This window comes from Streptomyces sp. NBC_00376 (assembly GCF_036077095.1).
Lineage (GTDB): Bacteria > Actinomycetota > Actinomycetes > Streptomycetales > Streptomycetaceae > Streptomyces.
This window is the reverse complement of sequence record NZ_CP107960.1, coordinates 468,550-492,279: the sequence shown is the minus strand read 5'-3', so window position 1 is coordinate 492,279 and position 23,730 is coordinate 468,550. Positions and strand designations below refer to the sequence as shown.

The window sequence follows — 23,730 nt, the reverse complement described above, 5'->3', positions numbered from 1 at the left end:
CCATGGCAATGGTCGACACCGGCTCCGTCCGGTTGCACGTACAGCGGATCGGTCCCCGGGAGGGCCGACCGGCCACCGCCACCGTAGTGCTGGTGCACGGTCTGCTCACCGACAGCCTGGCCAGCTACTACTTCACCGTCGCACCCGCGTTCGCGGCCGCCGGTCTCGACGTCGTCATGTACGACCTGCGCGGCCACGGGCGCAGCGAACGCCCCGCCGAGGGCTACACGGTCGAGCACAACATCGACGACCTGGAGGCGCTGCTTGACCGGCTGGCGGTGACCGGTCCGGTGCATCTGGTCGGCAACTCCTTCGGCGGCACGATCGCGTTCGGCTTCGCGGCCAGGCACCCCGAGCGGGCGGCGAGCGTCAGTCTCATCGAGTCCGAACCGGCCACCGCCGCCTGGGCAGAGAAGCTGGAGGGCATCCTGGCCCGCGTCGTGACCCAACTCGCCCACAACGAGCCCGACGCGATCGCCTGGATCAGCACCCACCGCGGGCACAACACCGCGCGCCTGGCCAAGGGCGCGGCCAGACTGGCCCGCGACACCACCCTCGGCCGGGACATCCCGGCCAGCGGCGTCCTGACGGCAGGCCGGATCGCGGCAGTGCGCTGCCCGGTGCTCGGCCTGTACGGCGGCGACTCCGATCTCGCCGAACTCGCGCCCTGGCTGGCATCGACGCTTCCGGACTGCCGGACCGTGGTGATTCCGGGGCACGAGCACTCGGTCCTGGTGGAGGCCTCCGGGACGGTCGGACGGCACATCCTGGCACTCGTCGAGGAGGCCGGCCGCACCACCGGGCGAGTGGCGGCGGAGGTGGCCGGGTGAGCCGCTTCCTCTTCGTCGTCCCGCCCCTGGTCGGGCACATCAACCCGACCGTCGGTGTCGCCGCCGAACTCGTCGCGTCAGGACATGCGGTGGCATGGGTGTGCCCCGATCCGGCGCTGGTCGGCCGACTCGCGGGCCCCGGGGCCGGGCCCGTCATGGCGTGCGCCGGGGCGCCCCCGGGCGAGCGGCCGACCGAGCTGCGCGGTCCGGAGGCGCTGAAGTTCCTGTGGGAGCGCTATCTGCTGCCGCTGGCCGAGTCGATGGCCCCGGGGGTCCGGGCCGCCGTCGAGGCGTTCCGGCCGGATGTCGTCGTCGCCGACCAGCAGGCCTTCGCGGGCGCGCTGATCGCGGAGCGGCTGGGCCTGCCGTGGGCGACCTCGGCGACCACGTCGGCCGAGTTCACCGACCCCCTCGCCGGGCTTCCCAAGGTCGGCCAGTGGCTGCAGCAGCGGCTGGGCGTGCTCAGGGAGGCCGTCGGGGACCCGGCGGGCACGGCCGACCCCCGCTTCTCACCGCATCTCGTCCTCGCCTTCAGCACACCGGAGCTGGCGGGTTCCGCGCACGACGGGGTCTGCTGGGTCGGTCCGTCGATCACGGCGCGTCCGTCCGCCGCCGGCTTCCCGTGGGAATGGCTCGATGCCGGCCGCACCACCGTCCTGGTCACCCTGGGCACGGCCAATACCGACGTCGGCGGCCGCTTCCTCGACGTGTGCCGGAGCGTGCTGCGGGAGCGGGCCGACCGGGTGCAGTCGGTCATCGCCGATCCCGGTGGCGTGCTCTCGGCGCGGGACGGCGACAAGGATGTGCTGATCGTGCCGTCCGTGCCGCAACTCTCCCTCCTGGAAAGGGGCGTTGGCGCAGTGGTCTGCCATGCCGGCCACAACAGTGTGTGCGAGGCCCTGTGGCACGGGGTTCCCCTCGTGGTCGCTCCCATCCGCGATGACCAGCCGGTAGTGGCCGGACAGGTCGTGGACGCCGGGGCGGGGGTGCGGGTGCGGTTCGGGCGGGTCACTGTCCAGAAGCTGGCCTCGGCGGTCGACTCCGTCCTGGACGACCCCGGATACCGCGACGGGGCCCACCGGATCCGTACGGCGTTCCGTTCCGCGGGTGGGGCCCGTGCCGCCGCGCTCCACCTCGATGATCTTGCTGTGCGTCAGGTGGGCAGTGCCGCCGCCCGGGAAGGCTCCGGCATGTCCACCCGGGCGGCTCCGACTTCGACAGACACTCTCGCGCACTGCGAATCAGCCGATGCAACCCCTCGACGTACGGGAACAGCCAGGGAGTTCAGATGAGCGAAGACACCGAGTCCACTGACCGGATCGCCCGGCTGCGGCCCGCCTATCAGGCGGACATCGCCGCCGGCTGGGAGCGCTTCTTCGAGCCGCGCCGAACCGACTGCCCATGGTGTGGTTCGCAGGAGCTGACCACCCGGCTGCGCACCACCGACCTGCTCCAGCACAAGCCGGGCCGTTTCGTCCTCGACCGCTGCGAGGGCTGCGGTCACACCTTCCAGAACCCTCGGCTGAACGCGCAGGGACTGGACTTCTACTACCGCGACTTCTACGACGGGCTCGGCGAGAAACAACTCGGTGACACCTTCGGGGGCCGTACCAAGATGTACCGGGGACGGGCGGAGTCGATGCTGCCGTACGACTGCGCGCCGAAGAGATGGCTGGACGTCGGGACCGGGCACGGCCACTTCTGCGCGGCTGCTCGAGCGGTGCTGCCACACACCGTGTTCGACGGACTCGACTTCACCGACGGCGTCGAACTGGCCGAGCGCGAGGGCCGGGTGGACCGTGGCCATCGGGGCAGTTTCCCCGACCTCGCACCCGAGCTGGGCAGCCACTACGACGTGGTGAGCATGTTCCACTACCTGGAGCACAGCACCGAGCCCGATCGTGAACTGCGCGCCGCATGGGAGACGGTACGGCCCGGCGGGCATCTCCTCATCGAGGTGCCGGACCCGGAGAGCCGCTGTGCAAGGTTGCTGGGCCGTTGGTGGCTGCCCTGGCTCCAGCCGCAGCACCTGCACTTCGTCCCGGTGGCCAATCTGCGGGCGCGGCTCACAGAAATGGGCTTCACAGTGCTCGCCGAGCAGCACGCCGAGCCGCACGACCCGGTCGACCTGCTGGCCGCCGTATGGCTGGCGCTGAACCACGCGGCACCGCGCGACGATGCGCCGTGGCTGCCCGAGCCACCGAGCCGGCTGCGCCGCACGCTGCGCGGGGCGCTGCTGATCGCCGGCATTCCGGCGCTGGTGGTGGGCACCCTGCTCGACCGGTTCGCGGTGCGGCCGCTGTCGTACCGGCTTCGGGTGTCGAACGCGTACCGGATCGTGGCCCGGCGCGACTGACGGGCGGGGCGAGCGCCGTCTCTGCCCCGGCTGCCCGGCGCGGATTCCCGCGCGATCGGCTCCGGGCAGTTGGCCCGCATCAGGGCCGGGTGTCACACGGCCTGCGGGGCGACGGCCATGTTCTGGCCCGCCACGATGCACCAGCCGTCCACCTGCTCGGCGATCACGTAGAGCGTCGCCCCCCACGGACCGTCGACAGGATTGCCCGCGCTGTCGGTGGGCGTCTGCACCACGTTCACCGCGATCACGGCGGGGGCTATCTCCAACATCTTGACCACGTCGTACCGGGCAAAGGAGTCGCGCAGGAAGCTCTTCAGCGCCGGAGCGCTGAACTCGGCGATCGCTTCCCTGCCGTCAAGACGCGTGCCCCTCGCGTTGGTCCAGGAGGCGTGTTCGGTGTACTGCTCGCCCAGCGCAACCGGGTCTTTCGCGTTGAAGGCCTTCTCCAGGCGCTTCACCACATCGGTCACCGCGGTCCGGGTCTCCGGCGAAATCGTCCCCACTACAAGAATGTCGCTCGTCATGACAGTGCCCTTCTCCGCGCCGAATTGATCAGGTGATGGCTGCGAAAGCCGCCATCGCCCACCCCACAACATCAACCATGATTGAGGTCAAGCCGCGAGACGAGCAGGTTCATCGTCTGCTGGTGGTACACGTCAAACGTGTCCCTGACCAGCGGAAACGCTGTATCTGACGTTTCTCGTCGGCGATGTGGTCCGGAAGCGGTCCGGGTCTTGGTGCCGTTCGGCGGTGGCTGGCTTCGTCTGCGAGGCAGGAGAGGACGGGGCGAGCCGTGAGAGCCGCGGGCGGCCGCTGCAGTGCGTCCGTCCTGCTCCAGACTGGCGACGACGGAACGAACGGGGGGCGCCCCTGACACAAGGACAAGCCTCGTGCCAGGGGCGCGGTCGAACGAGTCAGGGTCTGCCGCGAGGGTCAGCGTACGGCGTAGGCCCTGATCAGGGTCTGTTCGATCGTGCTGCCGTTGGCATCCCATGCCTTGACGCGCAGCGATACGTAGCCCGAATCCGGGTTGCGCAGGGTCACCTTGTAGCTGTCGCCCTTCGCGCTCTTCACCTTGGCGGGGTGCCAGGTGTCACCGTCGTCGGTGGACATCGTGACCTCGACCCCGCGGATGTCCGGAGTCGTGCCGGTCTGGAGGGCGAACCCCAGATCGAAGTGGTCGGTCCTGCCACCCCGGGCGGTGTTCTCCGCGTCCAGGTCCAAGCCGTACTTCGGCCAGAGAAGCGCGAGGCTCTCCTTGTCGCTCGCCGGCCGGGCGGACTTGAACGTCCATGCGGTGCTGGTCTGCGTGGACAGCGGGAACCACGCCGGGTGCTCCGTGTCCAGGGTGAGGCGGTAGGTCGCCGGGTCGGGGCTGACCGGCAGCGTGGTCAGCGAGAGTCGCGGCACCTCCTTGAGGAGCTTCCCGTCCTGGTACAGCCGCACCGTCCGCTTGTCGGCGTCGTGTTCGAAGAAGCTGGCGTGCCCCTGGCTGTCACTCATCTCCGGGATGGTGAGGGTGATGTTGTCACCCTCGCGGACCGCCTGGCTGGCCTTCGGCCCGGCCGGGCCGTTTGCCGCGCCCAGCCAGGTCTGCTCGTGCTGCTCGCCCGGCTGGTAGGTGCGGAGTTCGTCCCTCACAATGCGGGCGACGTCGGTGCGGTCCGGGTAGATCCTGTGCCACCACCGTATGTCCTTCATCATCGGCGACCTGCTGCCGGTGGAGTACCACTCCTCCCGGTCCAACGGCGCGTCGAAGGAGTTCAGGACGTCGAAGATGAAGGCATCGTTCGGGCGGACCGCCGAGTCGACGTCGCCGATCACGCTGCCCTTGGTGCTGCGGTAGTGGGACTTCATCACGGCCGAGTTCTCCGCGGTGACCGCGTCGACGGGGTCGGCCGGAATCCCACCGGGGACCATCATCGCGATGTTATACACCTGGGGGACGTCTGTGATGCCCTGCAGGTTGATCCGCGTGGGACCGTCGGCCATCCGGCCGAAGAGCACCGCGCCCTCGTCCTGGGTGAGGGACCAGGCCGGGATGGCAGTGCCGGTGAAGCGCGACACGCCGGTGGCGAAGGGGCCGGGCCGGTCGTTGACGAGGATCACGGCCTTCGCGCCGGCATCGGCCACTGCGGCGATCAGCTCGGCAGACTTCGTGTAGCTGAACGGGGTGCTCTCGCGGGTGACGACCGCGAGCTTGCCATTGAGGTCCTTGCCGGCCAGGTCCTCCGGCCGTGCCATGCCGGCGTCAACCGCCTGGAGCGTGCTGCGGTCGTACAGCCGGGCCGCATCGGCCACCGGCTTAAGCGGGAGCGCGCCTCCCTGCCCGGCGTAGGACGCGCGGATTTCCGGCGAGTACCTGCGCTGCTGGAAGTGGAACTCGAACGTGCCGAGCGTCACCGGCTTGGTGGGCACCACATAGGTGTGGTTCCAGATCGGGCTAGCCGCAGGCTTCATGAAGTCGATCCCCGGCTTGCCGGGGAGCTGCTGGCGGTACCCGAGCTTGAAGTTGTCCGCCTCGGACTCCTTGGGCGTGGCGACCTTGACCTCCTTGCCCAGCCGGGCATCCAGCGTGACCGCCCGGTCCGCCGTCAGTTCCACGACGGGCTCGCCGGCGAGGGTGTAGTCCGTGACCAGGGACGAGGCCTTGTCCCTCGTGTGTACGACACCCATGACGGAGTAGCGTCCCTGCGGCACCGCGACAGTCTTGGTTCCGTCCTGGGGGAAGACCTGGCGGAAAGCCCCCGTGTCCAGGTCGAACACCGCAATCTCGCCGGTCGCCGGGTTTCCGTGCCGGTCGATCGTGTCGACGGTGAGGTCGACGGTGGGCACCCCCTTCGTCGCGCCGACGGTGGTGTGGATCGCGGTGCCGTCGGTCGCGGTGGCGGTGATGACACCGGTGTAGTCGCCCGTGGCGCCGAGCTCGGGGTGGTAGGTCACCGTCACGCTCGCCGTGGAGTTCGCCGGGACCGTCACGCCGGTGGTGCTGAGCGTGAACGTGCCGTCCGGTGCGGGCCCGGTCTCCCCGGAAGAGGCCAGGCTGAGCGACAGCGTCTTGTCCGTGGAGGAGGTGTTGACGTAGTTGACCGTCTTGGCGACCGGCGCGCTCTCGGCCGACTTCTTGCCCATGCTGACGACGGCGGGGCTGGAGTAGACCGTGGCGTCGATGGCCTTGGGTACGTCGACCCGGCCGCCGCCCTGCTGGTAGGCGGTGTACGCGCCCTGCTTGGCGGTGCCGACCAGCACCTGCTTGAGCCGGTCAGCGGTCCAGTCCGGATGGCGCTGGGCGAGGATCGCCGCGGCGCCGGCCACATGCGGGGTGGCCATCGAGGTGCCGTTGGCCGCGGTGTAGTCGGCGTCGACCGGGGTACCCATCGAGGTGCCCGCGGCGCGCGCGGCGACGATGCCCACGCCCGGCGCGGTGATCTCCGGCTTGACGGCGAAGGTGTCCTTGAGCGGGCCGCGGCTGGAGAAGCTCGCGAGCTCGTCCTGCTTGGACACCGCGCCGACGGTCAGCGCGGCATCCGCGGCACCCGGCGAGCCCACGGTCGCCTTGCCGGGGCCCGTGTTGCCGGCCGCGATGACGAACAGTGCGCCGGAGGACGCGGTGAGCTGGTCGACGGCCTCGCTGATCGGGTCGGTGCCGTCACTGGGGGCGTTTGTGCCCAGGCTCATGCTGACGACGTCCGCACCCTGGGCCACTGCCCATTCCATGCCGGCGATGATTCCCGACTGGGGGCCTTCACCGGCGCTGTTGAGGACCTTGCCGATGTACAGGTCTGCGCCCGGTGCCACACCCTTGTACTTGCCGCCCGACGCGGCACCCGAACCGGCGATGGTCGAGGCGACATGCGTGCCGTGACCGTGGTGGTCCACCGCGTCGGGGTCGTCGGTGAAGTTCTGCGTCTCCTTCACCCGCCCCGCCAGATCGGGGTGCGTGGGGTCGAGGCCGGTGTCGAGGACAGCCACCTTGGTGCCGGTGCCGTCGTAGCCCTTCGCCCACGCTTCCGGAGCACCGATCTGCGGCACACTCTGATCCAGCGTCACCTGCACCGGCCGGTCGAGCCAGAGCTTCTTGATGCCGTCGGCGAGCTTCGGTGCCTTCGTGGCGGAGGCGCTGTCGTCGTCGACCGCCTCCCAGAACGTCGCCGCCTTCTTCTTGCTCGCGCGCAGCGCCACCGCGTTGGCGCTGGGCAGCTCGTCCTCCTTCACCGAACCGGTCGGCGCGGCCTGCTTGAGCGCCTTGCCCGCCTTGCCCCGCGCGCCCGCGAAGGTCGCCATCAGCGGCACTGCGCGGCGGTGCGCGTCGTCGTAGCCGTACTCGACCAGCTTGGTGACGTTGAACAGCTCGCGGTCGAGCTCGTTCGCGGCAAGGTACGGCTGCGCCTTGTCAGGGATGACGTAGACCTCGTCGCCCACCTTCATGGTGGAGAACGCCGCCGGGGTGCCGTCGGGCGCGGGCGCGACCGTTGCCGCCTGCACGCCGTTGGCGTAGCGGTCCAGCGTGACCACCTCACCTGTGACGAGGGTGATCGTGTGTGCGGCGACGACCGGGCCGTTGTGCTGCGACTGGGTCGCCCGGGTGGTCGGCGCTTCGGCGGCGGCGACGGTGGGGATGCCGAGCGCCCCGGCCACGCAGGCCGTGGCCAGCAGCGCCGTGAGAGCCCGATGCGAGCGGTGTGGCAAGCGCCGGAATACGGGCATGGCCAGGTGGACCGGGAAACTGGACGCCCCAGCCGGTGGTGACTGTCTCATGCGGCAAAGACCTTTTCTGAGGGGAGAATGCGCGCGGATACCGCGCGGTTGCGGGGGTTGCGCATCACGCCGAACGGGTGCGATGAATGCGGTGGGTGCCGGCCGGCGCTGCTTCGGGCCGATCGGTGGTGTGGCGTCGGCCGACGAACGCCGCGTCCCGCTGCGGCGGCAGTGAGCTGGAACTGGTCGGCTGGCCTGCGGGGTTCGCCCCGGAACCCGGCCTCGTCGGGAAAATCAGGAGGGGTGGACCGGTCGAGGCGATCCGTCAGATTCGACCCTGCGCCAGAAGCCGTGCGGACGCGGGGGGATGAACGGCGACAGGCGGATGTAATGATTCCATGCCGTTGAGTGTTGTTCGCGCACTGGCTACCGGACGATTGGGCAGATGACCCATCTTTGCTTCCGCGCTCGCCTAACGGTGGGCGCCGGCCGGGCTGTCGACGACGACGCCGGCTTCGACGACCTTCACGGCCAGCGCCGTCCGGGACGACACCTCGAGCTTGCGCATCGCTGCTTCCACGTGCCGCGCGACCGTCTTCGGCGACAGGATGAGGACACCGGCGATCTCCCGGTTGGTCCGGCCTCCGACGAGCAGCCGGACTACGTCGAGCTCCCGGGGGGACAGTTGATCGCCGTAGCTTCGCCGTCCACCGTGCCACGACGGACGCTTGACCCCGACACCGGCTGCACGCAGGGTGTGCATGACGCGCTCGGCGTCGCCACGAGCGCCGAGGGTGGACAACCCCTGGAAGGTTTCCGTGAGGATGGAGAGGGCCGCATCGGACTGGTCCGCACGTAGCAGACAGTGGGCCTGCCGCTCACGGCTGAGCAGGGCGTCGTATGGCCGCGGAAGGCTCTGCCACGCGTCGGCCGCACGCGCGAACAGTTCGGCGGCGCCGAGGGGATCGCCCTGATGCTGGGCCAGGATTGCCCTGCAGGTGGACAGGGCGGCATGCGGGCCGGGTGAGCGGCGATCGCGCACTCCCGCTGCGAAAGCGTCGACCAGGTCGCCGGCTTCGTCGGCGCGGCCGGCCATGAGCAGCGCCTCGGTCCGGACCGGGGCGAGTTCGGTGGCCCAGATCCAGGTGCCCTTGTGTTCCAGGAAACGGATCGGCTCATCGGTCAGCCGCAGCACGTCGTCGATGCGCCCCGCGCCGAGCCGGAGCCTGGCCAGGGCGCCGGCAGGTTCGATGGAATACTCCGCACCGCCATGTCGGTCCGCTTGTTCCAGGACGACCCGCAGGCACTCGTCCGCTCGGTCCTGGTCACCGCGGGCCGCATACAGCAAGCCGGTGACCATGGCCGGCGCCAGGCGGCTCACCGGCTGCAGGAGTTCCTCGTCACCGGCCAGCGATCCGGCCCGGTCGGCCAGCCCGTTCCAGTCTCCGGTGAGCCAGTCCAGGTGGGCCAGTGTCACCTGCGCCTTCCCGCGGAGCTTCTGGTACTGATACGTGTCGGCCAGCCCTGCGGCCAGTGTGAGCGCCCGCCTCGCCTCCGGGTACCTCCCCCAAATCAGCGCCATGTGCCCAACGTTGAGTTGGCCGACCATGATCTGCTGCCTCTCCGCGGCGGTGGACGCGTCATCGCCGATCAACGCCGCCTCCACCCACCCCTCCTCCTCACCGAGCAGCAAAAGCCCACTCGCCCGCCCGACCCGGATGCTCAGCCGGTCCCCCGGCGCCATCGAGACCGGCACCTGCGCAACGCGCCGCAGCCACCTGAGGTGTTCGGCCGCGGGTGTCGTCGTCCCGTACGGCAGGCCGAGGAACATCATTGCGCGGGCTGCCTTCGCCGGGTCGTGCCCGAGGTCGGGCAGTGCGCGTTCCATCTCGATCCGGGACTGCTCGAACGCCTCCGTCTGCTGCAGCAGCCGGGCGACATGGAAGCGGATCTCCGCCGCCTCGCTCGGCGCCGGCTCGCCGGCGTCCAGCACGAGGCGGAGAGCGTCCATCAGTTCGCGGTAGCGTTCGTGCCCGCTGAGCAGGCAGAACGGAACCTTGCTGGTCAGCCGCACCACGTCGGCGGGTGGCAGATCGGCGTTGGTGAGCAGATCGTGCACCAGGATGACCGCCGTCGCATCGTCACCCGAGGCGAGGGCGAGGTCGGCAGACTGTTCCGCGTACCGGCACCATGCCGTCGTGTCGCCGGCCTCCCGGAAGTGGCGCGCGAGCTGGGCGACCGGGGACGGAGTGGCGCCTTCGAGGACGTGCGCGGCACGCAGGTGCATCGCCCGCCGCTGCGGCACAGGAATCGCCTCGTACACCGCGCGGCACGCCAGCATGTGCCGGAACGAGACGAGCCCGCGCGGGTCCTCCCTCAGCAGCCCCGAACCCACCGCTTCCGCCAAGCCTGCCAGCCTGCTCGCCGGATCGCTTTCGGGAGCCATCACCTCGACGACGGCGCCCTCGGGGGCGGGGTCGGTGAGCACGGCGGCCGCGCGCAACGCCGCCTGTGCCGCCGGGCCGAGCCGTACGCTGCGTTCCAGTACGACATCCCGCACCGTCGGCGGTACCACGATCTCACGCAGCCGCTGCCGCGCCCAGGAGTCACCCCGCCGGGTCGGGCCGCCGTGGTTCCACATCAGCCGGACGGATTCCTCGATCGCGAGCGGAAGCCCGTCGGTCCGGTCGTGCAGGATGGTCGCGAACTCGTCGGAAACCCGTTCCCCACCCAGCATCGAGGACACCATGGCGGCAGTCCCCGGGACGTCCAACGGCTCCAACGACAGCCGCAGCCGCGCCGCGCCCGTCGGCTGCCGCGACGACAACCGCAGCAGCAGAGAGTCCGGCGCGATTTCCTCCGGGCGGTAGCTCACGAGCAGACTGACCTGTTGTCGCGGACGTGATGCCAGGAACAGCAGAAACTCCAGGGTGGCCTCGTCTGCCCAGTGCACGTCCTCAACCGCGAGCAACCCGATGCCGAGCCGTTCGAGGATCTCCTCGATGGCCCGGAAGAGTCGGTGTCGTGCTGCCGCTGCGTCTTCGGCCGGGTCGGGTGTGGGCGGCAGCGACGGTGCCCACTCGGGGAACAACGGCCGGAGCGCCCCCGCCAGTCCGCTCAGGCCGAGCCCGGCGACATCCTCGGTCGCCGGTCGGATCGCGTCCACCACCGGCCCGAGTGTGAAGGGCCGGCGAACAGCTGGGCAGGCCGCCAGCAGCACCCGCTGCCGGGCCGGGGCATGCGCCGCGAGCAGCTCCTGGATCAGCCGGCTCTTACCGATCCCGGCCTCGCCCTCGACCAGCACGACCACCGGCGGGGCGGACAACGCCGCTCTCAGAGTGGCGAGGTCGCGCTCGCGTCCGACCAAGCCGGGGGATGCGATCGCTGGTAGGTCGCGTGTGTCGGAATCGCTGGTTGACATTCGCCCCACCGTGGGAGACAGGCGACGGCGTGCCCGAACCGTCGTCTTCCGTGAACAATATGATCAGAGGTTACAAGCCGAGGTGGCAGGGGGGTAGGCCACGTTCGCAGGCGTGGTGCACAAGGCGATCACTGTGGAGTCCCGGGACCGATGTCTATGCTGCCATCATCCCGCCCGGGGCAGGGGCCTCCGCGTCACTGGCGTACCTCCTCGGTGTTGCGGCGGACGATCGCCTTGGCGGCCTCGCTGGGATTGTTCTCGTTCATGGAATTCCTCCGTGGAAGGTGCGGTCGGTCGGCTTGGCCCGCACAGGTCTTGAGCAGGTGTCAGATCACTCAGGTCTGGCCGCCGTCGCGGCCGAGGCCGGTCACCTCGTGGTCGGCCTTCTCCCACAGACTGGCCAGGCCGCCTCCGACGCGTCCTCGCTGCTCGGCGCGTGGGGGCACTGCCCCAGGCAGGCGCTTGCGTGTCTACCGGTCGGCATCGCTGACGGCGGACGAGGGCGACCGATATGAACCGCTGAAAGACGGGCGCGATTTCAAGATCTTCAGGGCACTTCTATTCGGGCAGGTGGTAGATGGCGAGGGCCGCGGTGTCGTCGTGGAGGTGGTTGTTGCTGTAGATGAGGAGATCGTGGTGGAGGCGGTCGAGGAGTTCCCGGGGCTGGAGAGGGCCCCAGGAGAGGACACGCCGGCGGAGGGGGTAGAAGGCCCCGGTGCGGTCACGTGCTTCGGTGACGCCGTCGGTGTAGAGCAGCAACTGGTCTCCGGGACCGAAGGGGTACTCGTCGACCCGGTAGCCCTCTGTGAGGTGCATGCCCAGGTTGAGGGGCGGTGAGGGGTCGGCCGACTCCAGTTCGGTGACCCCGTCCGAGCGGATCAGGAGGGGTGGGGGGTGGCCGCAGTTGACCACGCGGACCACGTGACGGCGGGGGATCTCGGCGAAGACAGCCGTGACGAAACGCTCGCCCACGTCGCTTCCGGCCAGGTGGGCGGCTCTGCGATTCATGCTTGTCTCCGCCCGGCGGGCAACGGCGGCGAGGTCGGGTTCGTCGTGGGCGGCCTCGCGGAAGGCTCCGAGGAGGGTGGCGGCCGTCTCGACGGCGGGGAGTCCCTTGCCGCGGACGTCGCCGATGACAATGCGGAGTCCGTACGTGGTGGGGACGGCCTCGTACAGGTCACCGCCGATGCGTGCTTCCGCAGCGGCGGACAGGTAGAGGTCTTCGACCAGAAGTGGGCCGATGCGGTGCGGGACCGGGCTCAGCAGGACATGCTGCGCGATCTCGGCCACGAAGCGCACATTGGCGAGAGTGCGTTCCCGGCGCACCCGGTGGGCAGCGAGGAGTGTTCCGAGGGCGCCGACCACAGCGGTGCTCAGGTAGGCGGCCACGTAGTGACGCTCCCACACGTAGCTCACCGGGCGGCCCGCGCAGCACGGGGTGCCGGCCAGGACTCCTTCGAGGACGATCGCGAACACGGTGACGCCGACGACGACAGCGGGGCCGTGGGCGAAGGCTGCGATCACGGGGAGGGCGATGAGCAGGAAGCTCACCGGCCACTGCACGGGCGTGAGGGGTTCGAGCACCAGGATGCCCGCGACATAGAAGGCGGGCAGCCACCGCATCCACACGGGCGCGGGCGTCACCTGCGGACCGCCGCCGTCGGGCGGCGCTGCCCGGCCACTCGCCGCCCCAGGGCGGCCCGGCCACCTCACCGCTCACTCCGTCGCAGAGCGAGCGGCGCAAGCGCGGACGCTGCCCGGCCGGAGGACGAAGCCGCCGTATGGGCCCGCATGCGGACGTTGCTCCTGGCGGCTCCACTCAAACAGCCTGTACACGCGGGACTCCCGGCACCTGATGTGGGCAAGACGTCCATCCTGCTGCCCGGCAACGCTTCGGGCCCACCATTGCTCCAGCCAATGGCATGTCAGGACCTTCGCGCGGGGATCTCTGTGCCCTGCGTCGAGCCCGAGGTGATCACGCGGCGGCTGCCTCGGGCAGGCGCGTGCCCATGCGAACGGCTCGACGTGGCACCTGGCAGCCGACTCTTCCGGAACCAGGCCGGCAACTATGTGGACGTGCGCCTGGAAGAAGCCCGGCTTCTTCGGCGAGTACGAGACGAGCAGGTTCTTCGTCTGCTGCCGTCGGTCGAGTTGTGGTCGCCGTACAGGCAGGTCGTGCACACGTCTTGACCGGTGGCCGCTGCCGCACGCACCGTAGCTGGGCAGTTCTTTCCAAGGGGGGGTACGTGAACAGCAAGTGGCTCGGTGCGTGTACGGGACTGGCCCTCTTCGCCGTGGTGGGCGCCCTGCCGGCACCCGCTTCCTCCGAGCCGCGGCCGGGGCCGGCGCATGCCCTGCCGCTGGGCGCCGCCGGTTTGACCGAGACCCGTAGCACGCGGACGTTGCAGCCCGGTGTCACGCTCACGCGGATCGTGCGCGGTGCCGACGCCCCGGCGCTTGCGTGGACGGTCGAGGTCTCGATACCCGGCGGCGTCACCTCCCCGGACCCCGACGCGCCGCCGACGGCGCTGAAGGACCGGGCGAGCGCCGACGAGCTGGCTGCCGATTTGCAGGAGGACGGTTTTGACGCCCGGGTCGAGGAGGTCACGACTCCGGCGGTCGCCGACCACGCCGGTGGAACGCTCGGATGGCGGGTCCGGGTCGGGCAGTTCGACTCGCAGTCCACCGGGACGTCGGAGCGCACCAGGCTCAGAGGTGCCGGGTACGCAGGGTCCGTCGTGTACACCGGCTGGGACGGGAATTCGGCGGACCGTGGCCCGTGGCGGATCGACGTGCTCACCATCGACCCGGACCGGTTCCGCGGCGGGCTCAAGGCATCGTACGGTTCCGATCTGGAGAACCGCGAGAAGACCAGCGAGCTGGCAGCCGCCTCCGGTGCGACCGCGGCGGTCAACGGCGGCTTCTTCGTCCTCGACCCGAGCGCGGGAGCCCCGGGCGATCCGGCCGGCATCGGTGTCTACGACGGACGGCTACTGAGCGAGCCGGTGAACGGGCGCCCCGGTCTGGTGATGCGCGACTCCGGTCGGCACAGCGCGGTCACCCGGCTCAGCTGGAAGGGACGGGTTGTCGGCCGGGGCGCGTCGCAACCCCTGGACGGTATCGACCGCGTACCGGGGTTGATCAGGAACTGCGGCGGCACCGCCGACGACAGTCCGACCTCGCTGCCCCTGCATGACGTGACCTGCACCGACCGCGACGAACTCGTGGCGTTCACGGCGGATTACGGACGGCGGACACCACAGGGCGACGGCCTGGAGACCGTAACGGACGCCCGTGGACGGGTCCTCGAACTCCGCTCACCGCGTGGTGGATCGCTGCCGGCCGGCGGCAGCTCCGTGCAGGCGACCGGCACACGCGTTGCCGAACTGGCCGACCTGGCGCGGGTCGGCCGACCTCTGCGCATAGAGGGGGCGTTGCGGGACGGCAGCGGTCGCAAGGTCTCCCCATCACCGGCGACCAGCATCTTCAACGGCGGCCCCGAACTGGTCCGCGACGGGCGGCTGCACGTCACGCCTGCCACCGACGGAATGGTGCAGCCCGGCAACGCGAGCTTCTACTACGGCTGGGTGCACAAGCGCAATCCACGCACGCTCGCCGGGGTGGACACCGCCGGCAGGACCGTGTTCGTCACCGCCGACGGACGCAGCACGGATGCGCTCGGGCTGAGCATTCCCGAGAGCGCCGCCGTGGCCAGGGCACTCGGCCTGCGCGACGCGGTCAATCTCGACGGCGGCGGGTCGACCACGATGGTGGTCGACGGAGAAGTGATCAACAACCCGTCCGACGCGGCCGGTGAACGCCCTGTGGGGGACGCACTGCTGATCCTGCCGGACCGTGGCTGACCCGGCTCGATCCGAGAACACCGGAACCAGTTACCACCGACCGACGGGAGCCGCCGTGAACGCCGTCCCGATCCGCCGATCCCGCCTCCTGCTCGTCCTTCTCGCGCTGCTGCCGGCCCTCGCGTCGACTCCGCCTGCGCACGCCACCGCGTCGACGGTGTCATCTGCCCGGCAGGCGGGCGGGTCGGGTGTCCCGTCCCGGGGTGCTGAGGTCGTCGCGGTCACCCAGGTCGCCGACCGGCAGGTCGATCTGTCGGTGCGTTCACCGGCCCTCGGAGGCCGGGAGGTGAACGTACGTCTGCTCACGCCCGATGGCTGGGACCCGGGCGACCGGAGCCGGCGCTGGCCGACGCTCTGGCTGCTGCACGGCTGCTGCGGGGACTACACGTCGTGGACCGCTCGGACCGACATCGCGCGGACCGACAGCCTGCGCGACGTCCTCGTGGTCATGCCGGAGGGCGGCTGGAACGGCTGGTACAGCGACTGGTGGAACTACGGCCGGGGCGGTGACCCGGCGTGGGAGACTTTCCACACCAAGGAACTGCGTCTGCTCCTCGAGCACGGCTGGGGGGCGAGCAGGAACCGCGTCGTGGCGGGACTGTCGATGGGTGGCCAGGGCGCTCTGCTGTATTCCGCCCGGCACCCCGGGATGTTCAAGGCGGTCGCGGCGTACTCCGGTTCCGTGCACCCGCTGCTCAACGACGAGTCGACGAACCGCATCATGGGGTTCTTCGCCGGTCAGGGCAATGACCCGCTGAGGGTCTGGGGCGACCCGGTCACACAACGTGACGTCTGGGCGGCCCACGATCCGTTCCACCTGGCCAAGCGCCTCACTCCGATCCCCGTCTACCTGTCGTGCGGTGACGGCACCACCGGCCCCTTGGACCCGCCGGGCAGCACGAGCGCGCTGGAGGCGGACTTCAACAGGCAGAACCACGCTCTCGCCAGCGAACTCGAACGCAAGGGCGCGAAGCATGTGACGACCAACTTCTACGGACCGGGGACCCACGGCTGGCCGTACTGGCAGCGTGAGTTGCACTCCTCGCTACCGATGTTGCTCCAGGCCATGAGGGCAGACGGCTGAGCGGCCGCGCGCCGCGGCCGTTCGTCATGGCATCCCCGGCGTGCCATGTCCGACCGCGGCTGGGACGCGCACGGACGTGGCATCCGCACCAAGGCCGAACTCGGCGGAAATCGTAGTTGTCCCCGTCGGACAGCACACATCACACCCCGCGCCGGAGCCTGTGGGGTTCGGCGAGACCTCAGTCCCCGGACCGGCCGGTCATTCCGGCGATCGTGTACACGCGGCTCGCGAACTCGGCGATCTGTTCGTCGCTGAGATTTTTCGCAAGATTTGCCTCCGTGATCATGCCGATCAGGCGGTGGCCGCCCTGGACGTCGATCACCGGCAACCGCTTGATCTGGTGTTCCTCCATGGTTGTCAGGACATCGCGCGCGTCCGCTTCGGCATCGATCCAGTGCACCTTGGCCATGAGTGATCCGGCCTGCACAGTTGCCGGGTCGATGCCCTCGGCGCAGCATTTGACGACGATGTCACGGTCCGTGATCAAGCCTGTGAGTCTGTTGTTGTCGCCGCAGATGGGCAGGCAACCGATGTTCAGATCGCGCATCATCTTCGCCGCGTCCAACAGCGACTGGTGCGCGCCGACGCACTGCACGCCGCCGGACATGATGTCTCGCGCTCGCAGTTTCGCACCCATGGTTTCCTCCCGTTCCGACTGCGTTGCCTCCTCCGTCATCGATCACAACACGAATGGCTCAGCACCGCTCCTCAAAAGCGTCGGCGATACAGGGATCCCGAGCGTCGCTCCCGGCCGGATCGGCCCCGAGCGGCCGAGGCGGACACTGGGAACGGCCTGGTCGGAGCTGCCGGCTCCTCGGACGGAGAGCCGGCGCTCACGAACCTGGAGCCGGTGCGGGTTGCCACTGCGGCTGCCGGCCCGCAGGCAGGGTCCGGCCGACGGCCCTACCGAATTGGCGGCGGAGTGGCGGTTGCCCAGGAATGGGCGGTCTCCTTGTCGGAGTCGAGCACGTCCTCACCGTAGAGATCCTCCAGCCAGTTGGTCTGGTAGATGGTGTCGAGGTAACGCTCGCCGAGGTCCGGGCTGACGGCCACTGCGGTGAGTTCGCTCGCGTCGTGCCGGGCCAACCAGTCCGTTGCGCCACTGATTACCGTGCCGGTGGAGCCGCCGAACAGGAATCCGCGCCTGGCCAGACGATGGCAGGCACGTATGGTGTCCGCCTCCTCGACAAGAATCACCTCGTCGACATAGGACTCGTCGAGCAGCGGAGGGCGCATGCTCATGCCCAGGCCGGGAATCATCCGGGGGCCCGGCGAACCGCCGAAGGACACCGAGCCGACACTGTCCACCGCGATGATCCGCACCGGCCGGTGCCATCTCCGGAAGTAGCGCGCACAGCCCATCAGGGTCCCGGTGGTGCCGGCTCCGACGAACAGCACGTCCAGCCGCGGGAACTGCCGGGCGACCGCCGGCGCGGTCGTACGGTAGTGCGCCTTCCAGTTGTTCGGATTGGTGTACTGACTGAGCCACACATATCGGTCGTCGGAGGCGCACAACGCGCGGAGGTAGTCGAGCCGGGCGCCGAGAAATCCGGAGTCCGCCCGCGGTTCGGCGAGCACATGCACCTTGCTGCCCAACGCCTCCATCATCATTCTGTTCGACAGATTGCCGCGGGAGTCCGTCACACACAGGAACCGGTAGCCCTTGCTCGCCGCAATCACACTCAGCGCCACGCCGAGGTTTCCGGACGAGGACTCGACCAGGATCGATTCCGGTGTCAGGATTCCATCCCGCTCAGCGGCTTCCACCATCGCGGTCGCGGCCTTCAACTTGATCGAGCCTGCGAAGTTGAAGCCCTCACACTTCAGGAAGAGTGAATGCCCGAAGATCGACCGGAGGTCGACATAGAGATTCTCTTCGTTGAAGCCGTAGGGAGTGGAAATGACGGGCACCATGGTCTCCTCTGTCTGGAGCAGAGCACTTTCGGAGTCATCCGGCCGGGGGCGGGACCCTCGCCCGTGCGGGCGAGGCCCTGTCTCCAACCGGCGGGACAGGGCCCTGTGTCAGCGGCCGCTGTCTCGTGCGTCAGGACCTGCTGCGACGGGACTGGTGTGCTCTTCCGGGCTCAGCCTCGAAGAAGCCGCCTGCGCTCTCGGCCGGCTCATCCGTACCGGCTCGTTTCGTGGAAGAAGTCGTCGACGACGTGCAACTCTCCGGAGCGGGCCACCTCGGTGTACACGTACTTGCCCACCGCGAGGTCGAGCACCCCGAGGCCGAAGGGCGAGAACACCACCGGCCGGTCCGCCGGCACCTCTACCCGTCCGGCCATCACGTCGTCGAGCGTGCCGTGCAGGAAGTCCCGGTTGCCCGTGAGCTGCTCGGCCAGATGCGGGGACGTGTCGGCCTTGAGGCAGTGCTCGACGTCATCGACGATGTTGGTCGAGGCGAGCAGGATCTCCGGCGCGAGGTCGCGCAGCGACACGTGCAGCACCAGCGGATTGTGTGCGAACCATGACAGGTCACTGACGTGCGGTTGGCCGGCGACCGTGGCGAAGACGACCAGGTCGCTGTTTCGGATCAACTGCTCGGCACTGTCGTGCACGGTGATCCGGCCGACGGTGTCCGACTGCTCCAGGTAGCACCGGAAGCCTGCCGCGCTCTCGGCGGACAGGTCGTGTACGCCGATCTCGTCGAACGACCAGCCGGTGCCGGCCAGGAAGGTGTGGATGTAGCGGGCGATCAAGCCCACCCCGAAGAACCCGACACGCGTCGGTCGCGGCCGGTCGCGGCTGAGCCAGTCGGCCGCCGACGCCGCCGACGCGGCCGTCCGGGTGGCGCTGATGATCGAACTCTCCAGACAGGCGAACGGGTAGCCGGTGTCGGGGTCGTTGAGGATCAGCACCGCCGATGCCCTGGGGATGCCTGCCGTCACGTTGTCCGGGAAGCTGGAGATCCACTTCAGGCCGTCCACCCGTGCCTTCCCGCCGATCGAGGCGGGCAGCGCGATGATCCGGGAGGACGGGCGGTCGGGGAAGCGCAGGAAGTACGACGGCGGGTTCACCGAATCACCGGCGCCGTGCGCCCGGTAGGTGGCCTCGACCAGCTCCGTGATCCGCTTCTCGCATCTGTGCAGCGTGCGTTGGACCTGGGCACCGGAGATCACCGCGAACGGTGGAACGGTGATCGGCGCGACCGTTGCGGACTCTCTCGGGGTGGAATCGACGGTGGTCATCGCGTGGTCACCTTCACGGTCGGCGAGCAGTCGTCCAGACGCACCGGATCGGCCATGGCGACGAGCACCTCACGCGGTCCCTCGAAGGGCTCCCTGCTGTGCGCGGTGCGGACGTTGTCGACGACCATCAGGTCGCCGGCCTGCCACGGTTCGCGTGCGGTGTTCGCCTCGTAGACGTCGTTGAGCAGCTGCACGACATCCTTGCCGATCGGGTCGCCGTTGCCGAAGCGGGTGTTGAACGGCATCCCGTCGGCGCCGTAGACGTCCACCAGGTACTCGTGCACCTCGGGGTCCATCGTCCACTCGTTGAGGAACGCGATCTGGTTGAACCAGCAGCGTCGGCCGGTGACCGGGTGGCGCACCACGGCGCTGCGGTGCTGTCTGGTACGCAGTCCACCATCGGGCTGCCACTCGAACGTGATCGCGTTGGCGCGGCAGTAGCGCTCGACGGCGCTCCGGTCCTCGGTGCCGAAGGCCTCGGCGACGGACGCGCCGATCTCGTCGTTGTAGCTGCGGGTGAGCAGCCAGCCCTCGCGCTCGAACCGCTCGGTCAACTCGGTGGGCAGCGCCTCGAGCACGGTCGGTGAGTCGGCCACCGCGGTCGCCCCGCCGTCGGTGGGCGCGCTGAGACAGGCGAACATCATCAGGCCGGGGAACTCGAGCGTGTAGCTCAGTTCATGGTGCATGCACATGGGCTGGTTCGGCGGCCACTTCGATGAGGAGTACACCCCGTCGGAGTAGGTCTGCCGGGGTGCGAATGCCTCCTGCTCGGTCATCAGACCGGTGGCCAGCTTTGAGAAGACGGCTGCGGTCTCGGCCGCGTCACGCAGCCCGAGGCCTCGGACCAGGACCGAACCGTGTTCGGCGACGACTGCGCGCAGCGTCTCCCGGTGCTCGGCCGCCCAGGCCGGCGCGTCTCCGGTGACCTCGGCCCTCAGGCGCGGGGGTTTGCCGGATTCCAGTTCCACGTCGACCAGCGACGCCGTGGATGTGGACGACATTTCGATCTCCTTTCAACTGATACTCAGGAAGAAGCGAACAACTCGGTGGCCTGCAGAACAGCCTTGGCTGTCTCGGCCGGACGGGTACGCAGGAAGTAGTGACCGCCGTCGGCGAGCTCGTGCAGGTCGACCTGCTCGGCCAGAAGCTGCCAGTCGAGGTATCGGCGCGGGTACTCCGCCGTGCTCGGGTCGTCCGAGGCAACGACCACGGTGACCGGCACGGACAGCTTCTGCGCGGGCGGGCTCTCCAGGGCCTCGATGAAGTAGCGGTGCGCGGACACGCAGTCGTGCCGGTAGGCGGCGCCGACATGCTCGGCGTGCTGCGGCCCCAGCTCACCGAGTGCGCCGCAACCGCCTCCCGTGCTCAGGTCCGTGGCGATCTCGGCGTCGCTCCGCCCTGCCAGCCCGGCGACGCCGGCGCGCCGGTCGTCGGCGTCACCGAGCAGTTGCGCGCCGAGGAACACTCGTTGGACGTCCACCCCGTGCTCCCGCAGCTTTCTGGCAGTCTCCACGGCCCATGCGGCGCCCGAGGAGTGGCCCCACAGCAGGACCCTGGTCAGACCACGCCCGGTGATCTCGTCGACGACCTGCTCGACCACCTGCGTCATCGGCGTGAGCGGCTCGCTCTCGGCGGCCACGTCGTGACCGGGCAGCTCGACGGCGTAGACCGCCGGTCCACCGTCCGGCAGTGCCCTGGCCATCGGCTGGAAGTTCACCGCGTTGCCGCCGGCGTAGGGGAAGCACACCAGGGCAGAGTTCTGCGCACCGTCCGATTCCGACAGCGGCTGAAGCAGCCCGGCACGCCGCCCGGACCTGCTGTCGAGCAGCCCGGCCAGATCGGCGAGGATCGGGTGACGGGTGACATCCTTGAGGGACACCGCGCGGTCCAGGACGATGGCCAGCTTCACTGCCGACAGCGACGTACCGCCCCGGTCGAAGAAGTGGTCCCGCCGTCCGATCTGGTCCTGCGGGATGCCTAGCACCTTCGCCCATGCGGCCGCCAACTGCTTTTCGGCCGGCGTGTCCGGCGCGCGGAAGTCGTCCCGGACGACATCGAGTTCTCCTGCGAGTGCCGTCAGAGTCCTTCTGTCGATCTTGCTGTTGGCCGTCAGCGGCAGAGTCTCCCGCCAGTGAAAGGCCGACGGCACCATGTACGCGGGCAGCGACTCACCGAGCCGGTCCAGCATCACGTCCACCTCGAGCGGCTGCCGACCGGAGTAGAACGCCACCAGGTGCTTGCTCTGGTCGGCCCGCTCGGCGACCACGACCGCACCGTCGCGAACACCGGGCACCTGCAGCAAGGCGTTCTCGATCTCGCCGATCTCGATCCGGAAGCCACGGATCTTCACCTGGGTGTCGCGGCGGCCGAGGAACTCCAGCTTTCCCCCGGGCGTCCAGCGGCCGTAGTCGCCGCCCCGGTAGAGCCGGGCGCCCTCACGGTGCGGATCGGCCAGGTAGGCCTGTCGGGTGAGCTCGGGGTCGTTGACGTATCCGCGGCCGACGCAGACGCCGGAGAAGACGATCAGGCCGGGGGCTCCGAGCGGCACCGGGATCAGGTGCTCGTCGACGACGTAGACGTGCACGTTGTTGACCGCGGGACCCAGCAGAACCCGGTCTCCGTCGGGCGCGCGGTCCATGACCTCGTGGTTGGTGTCGTCCGAGGTCTCGGTCAGCCCGTAGGCGTTGACCAGCTTGATCCCGGGCTGGGCGGCGAACCAGCGCTGCACGAGCTCCTTCTTCAGCGCCTCGCCCGTGACCGACACGCACCGCAGATCCGGCAGCTCGCGGGGGTGCTGATTCAGCCAGGACACCACCACGTCCAGGTAGGAGGGCACGACCTGGAGGACGGCGACCCGGCCGTCGATGATCTTGTCGACGAACCGCTGGACGTTCAGGATCACCTCTTGCTCCACCAGCAGGGTCCGTCCCCCGACCAGGAGCGCGGACATCAGCTGCCAGAGCGAGATGTCGAAGCATTGCGGTGCGGTCTGGGCGACCACCTGTCCCTCGCCGATCTCCAGGTCGTCGATCTTGGCGTAGAGGTGGTTCAGCATGCCCGCGTGCTCGCACATCGCGCCCTTGGGCTCACCTGTGGAGCCGGAAGTGAAGTAGATGTAGGCGAGCTGGTCCGGTGCGACGTGGACGGCCAGATCATCGTCGGCGTGGTCTTCCTCGTAGGCCGTGCCGACGAAGAGCTTCTGGACCCCGGGCAGTGGGCCGAGGGCCTGATCGAGCGTGGCGGTGCTGCCGGGTTCGGTCAGCACGAGCTCGCATGCGGCACGGGAGAGCATGGTCGCGAGCCGGTCGGCCGGGAAATGCGGCTCGATGGGCAGGTACACGCCGCCGGCCTTGAAGATCGCGAGGACGGCGACCATCCAGTCCAGGTTGCGCTCGGTCACCACCGCGACGACACCCTCGGGGCGCAGCCCGCGCCCCAGCAGGGCTCGTCCCACCCGGTTGGCGCGCGCGTTGAGTTCTCGGTACGTCAGTTGCAGATCCCCGTGCACCGCGGCGACGGCGTCCGGATGTGACGCCACCCGCTGCTCGAACAGTTCGTGGAACCGGTGGTCCGGCAGTTCCCGGTGCGGACCGGCGAGTTCTTCGAGCTGGAAGTGGAGTTCCTCGGCGGAGAGCAGGCTCTGCCGCTCGTGCCCGGCGTCCGGATCGGCGGCGATCAGCGTGAGTGCGGTGAGGTGGTAACCGGCGATCCGGACGGCGCAGTCCTCGTCGAGTGCGTCGGTTCGATACCGCAGCCGCAGCGCAAGGTGGCCGCCGTGTTGCGAGAACCCCACCCGCAGCATGGTGTCACCGGTGACTTCGCCGCCCATGCCGTGCGGATCGAACACGACCTCGATCGACGGCTCGGCCAGGCCCAGTTCACACCTGAGCTCGTCGACCGGGAAATCCTGGTGCGACAGCAGCTCCGACGCGACCCGATGCGCGTTCAGCAGCAGCGTCCGCCACGAGTCGGGCTCGGTCGTCAGCCGGCAGAGCAGCGGCCGGCCGCCCCCCGCACTGACATATCCGGTCGCGACCTCGTGCTCGCCGGAGAGCGCGGCGAGCACCTTGGCGTGTGCTGTCAGCAGTACCGAGTCGAGCGGCACCGCCAGGTCCTCGGCCAGTCGGCCCAACGCCGCCACGACGTCGTCCGGGATCGGCGCCTCGTGTTCGCCGAGTCCCTTCACCGGATTGAGCGTCCACCGCGGGATTTCGGTGAGTCCACCGGCGACGAGCACATCGCGCCAGAATTCCCGGTCGGCCTTCACTTGCGTTCCCATCTGGCCGT

Annotated in this window: 14 protein-coding genes; 5 read left to right on the top strand and 9 right to left on the bottom strand. The window is 69.5% G+C overall.

Translation table 11 applies throughout. The annotated features are described in order from the left end of the window. Positions 1-2 precede the first annotated feature (2 nt). Genes OG842_RS02465 through OG842_RS02455 form a run of 3 tightly spaced genes read left to right on the top strand, consistent with a single transcriptional unit; the run spans position 3 to position 3,186 of the window. A complete protein-coding gene (locus OG842_RS02465) occupies positions 3-830 on the top strand; it encodes an alpha/beta fold hydrolase (RefSeq protein WP_266727009.1) in 828 nt (275 codons plus the stop codon). After that, positions 827-2,122: a glycosyltransferase gene (locus tag OG842_RS02460; protein WP_266727007.1), complete on the top strand. Its 1,296-nt coding sequence runs from the start codon at positions 827-829 to the stop codon at positions 2,120-2,122. Before OG842_RS02465 ends, OG842_RS02460 begins: the two co-directional genes overlap by 4 nt. Continuing rightward, positions 2,119-3,186 (top strand): class I SAM-dependent methyltransferase, encoded by a 1,068-nt coding sequence (locus OG842_RS02455; protein WP_266727005.1) that lies wholly within the window; start codon positions 2,119-2,121, stop codon positions 3,184-3,186. Before OG842_RS02460 ends, OG842_RS02455 begins: the two co-directional genes overlap by 4 nt. Before the next feature lie 92 nt (positions 3,187-3,278). On the opposite strand, the gene OG842_RS02450 is transcribed toward OG842_RS02455, so the two are convergent. The 4 genes from OG842_RS02450 to OG842_RS02435 form a co-directional block, all read right to left on the bottom strand. Then, positions 3,279-3,710 (bottom strand): SgcJ/EcaC family oxidoreductase, encoded by a 432-nt coding sequence (locus OG842_RS02450; protein WP_266727003.1) that lies wholly within the window; start codon positions 3,708-3,710, stop codon positions 3,279-3,281. 409 nt (positions 3,711-4,119) lie between these two features. Further along, the gene (locus OG842_RS02445; RefSeq protein WP_266727001.1) at positions 4,120-7,875 is read right to left on the bottom strand and encodes a S8 family serine peptidase; all 3,756 of its coding nucleotides are present in this window, start codon (positions 7,873-7,875) and stop codon (positions 4,120-4,122) included. Between the two features lie 481 nt (positions 7,876-8,356). Beyond that, on the bottom strand, positions 8,357-11,305 hold the full coding sequence (locus OG842_RS02440; protein WP_266726999.1) for an ATP-binding protein: 2,949 nt from the start codon (positions 11,303-11,305) through the stop codon (positions 8,357-8,359). A 558-nt stretch (positions 11,306-11,863) separates the two neighbouring features. Further along, positions 11,864-12,949 (bottom strand): PP2C family protein-serine/threonine phosphatase, encoded by a 1,086-nt coding sequence (locus OG842_RS02435; RefSeq protein WP_266726997.1) that lies wholly within the window; start codon positions 12,947-12,949, stop codon positions 11,864-11,866. Positions 12,950-13,551: 602 nt separating this feature from the next. Here OG842_RS02435 and OG842_RS02430 point away from each other — a divergent pair. Together OG842_RS02430 and OG842_RS02425 are read left to right on the top strand one after the other, a co-directional pair. Continuing rightward, the gene (locus OG842_RS02430; protein ID WP_266726995.1) at positions 13,552-15,168 is read left to right on the top strand and encodes a phosphodiester glycosidase family protein; all 1,617 of its coding nucleotides are present in this window, start codon (positions 13,552-13,554) and stop codon (positions 15,166-15,168) included. Between the two features lie 157 nt (positions 15,169-15,325). After that, positions 15,326-16,252, top strand: a complete 927-nt coding sequence (locus OG842_RS02425) for an alpha/beta hydrolase (protein ID WP_443064051.1) — start codon at positions 15,326-15,328, stop codon at positions 16,250-16,252. Between the two features lie 178 nt (positions 16,253-16,430). Here OG842_RS02425 and OG842_RS02420 read toward each other — a convergent pair whose 3' ends face one another. The 5 genes from OG842_RS02420 to OG842_RS02400 form a co-directional block, all read right to left on the bottom strand. Further along, a complete protein-coding gene (locus tag OG842_RS02420; protein ID WP_266726992.1) occupies positions 16,431-16,889 on the bottom strand; it encodes a CBS domain-containing protein in 459 nt (152 codons plus the stop codon). Between the two features lie 266 nt (positions 16,890-17,155). Beyond that, positions 17,156-18,163, bottom strand: a complete 1,008-nt coding sequence (gene sbnA / locus OG842_RS02415) for a 2,3-diaminopropionate biosynthesis protein SbnA (protein ID WP_266733393.1) — start codon at positions 18,161-18,163, stop codon at positions 17,156-17,158. A 209-nt stretch (positions 18,164-18,372) separates the two neighbouring features. Beyond that, on the bottom strand, positions 18,373-19,443 hold the full coding sequence (sbnB, locus tag OG842_RS02410) for a 2,3-diaminopropionate biosynthesis protein SbnB (protein ID WP_266726990.1): 1,071 nt from the start codon (positions 19,441-19,443) through the stop codon (positions 18,373-18,375). Next, the gene (locus OG842_RS02405) at positions 19,440-20,444 is read right to left on the bottom strand and encodes a TauD/TfdA family dioxygenase (RefSeq protein ID WP_266726988.1); all 1,005 of its coding nucleotides are present in this window, start codon (positions 20,442-20,444) and stop codon (positions 19,440-19,442) included. Before OG842_RS02405 ends, sbnB begins: the two co-directional genes overlap by 4 nt. A gap of 23 nt (positions 20,445-20,467) precedes the next feature. Then, positions 20,468-23,722, bottom strand: a complete 3,255-nt coding sequence (locus OG842_RS02400) for a non-ribosomal peptide synthetase (RefSeq protein WP_266726986.1) — start codon at positions 23,720-23,722, stop codon at positions 20,468-20,470. Between the last annotated feature and the right edge of the window lie 8 nt (positions 23,723-23,730).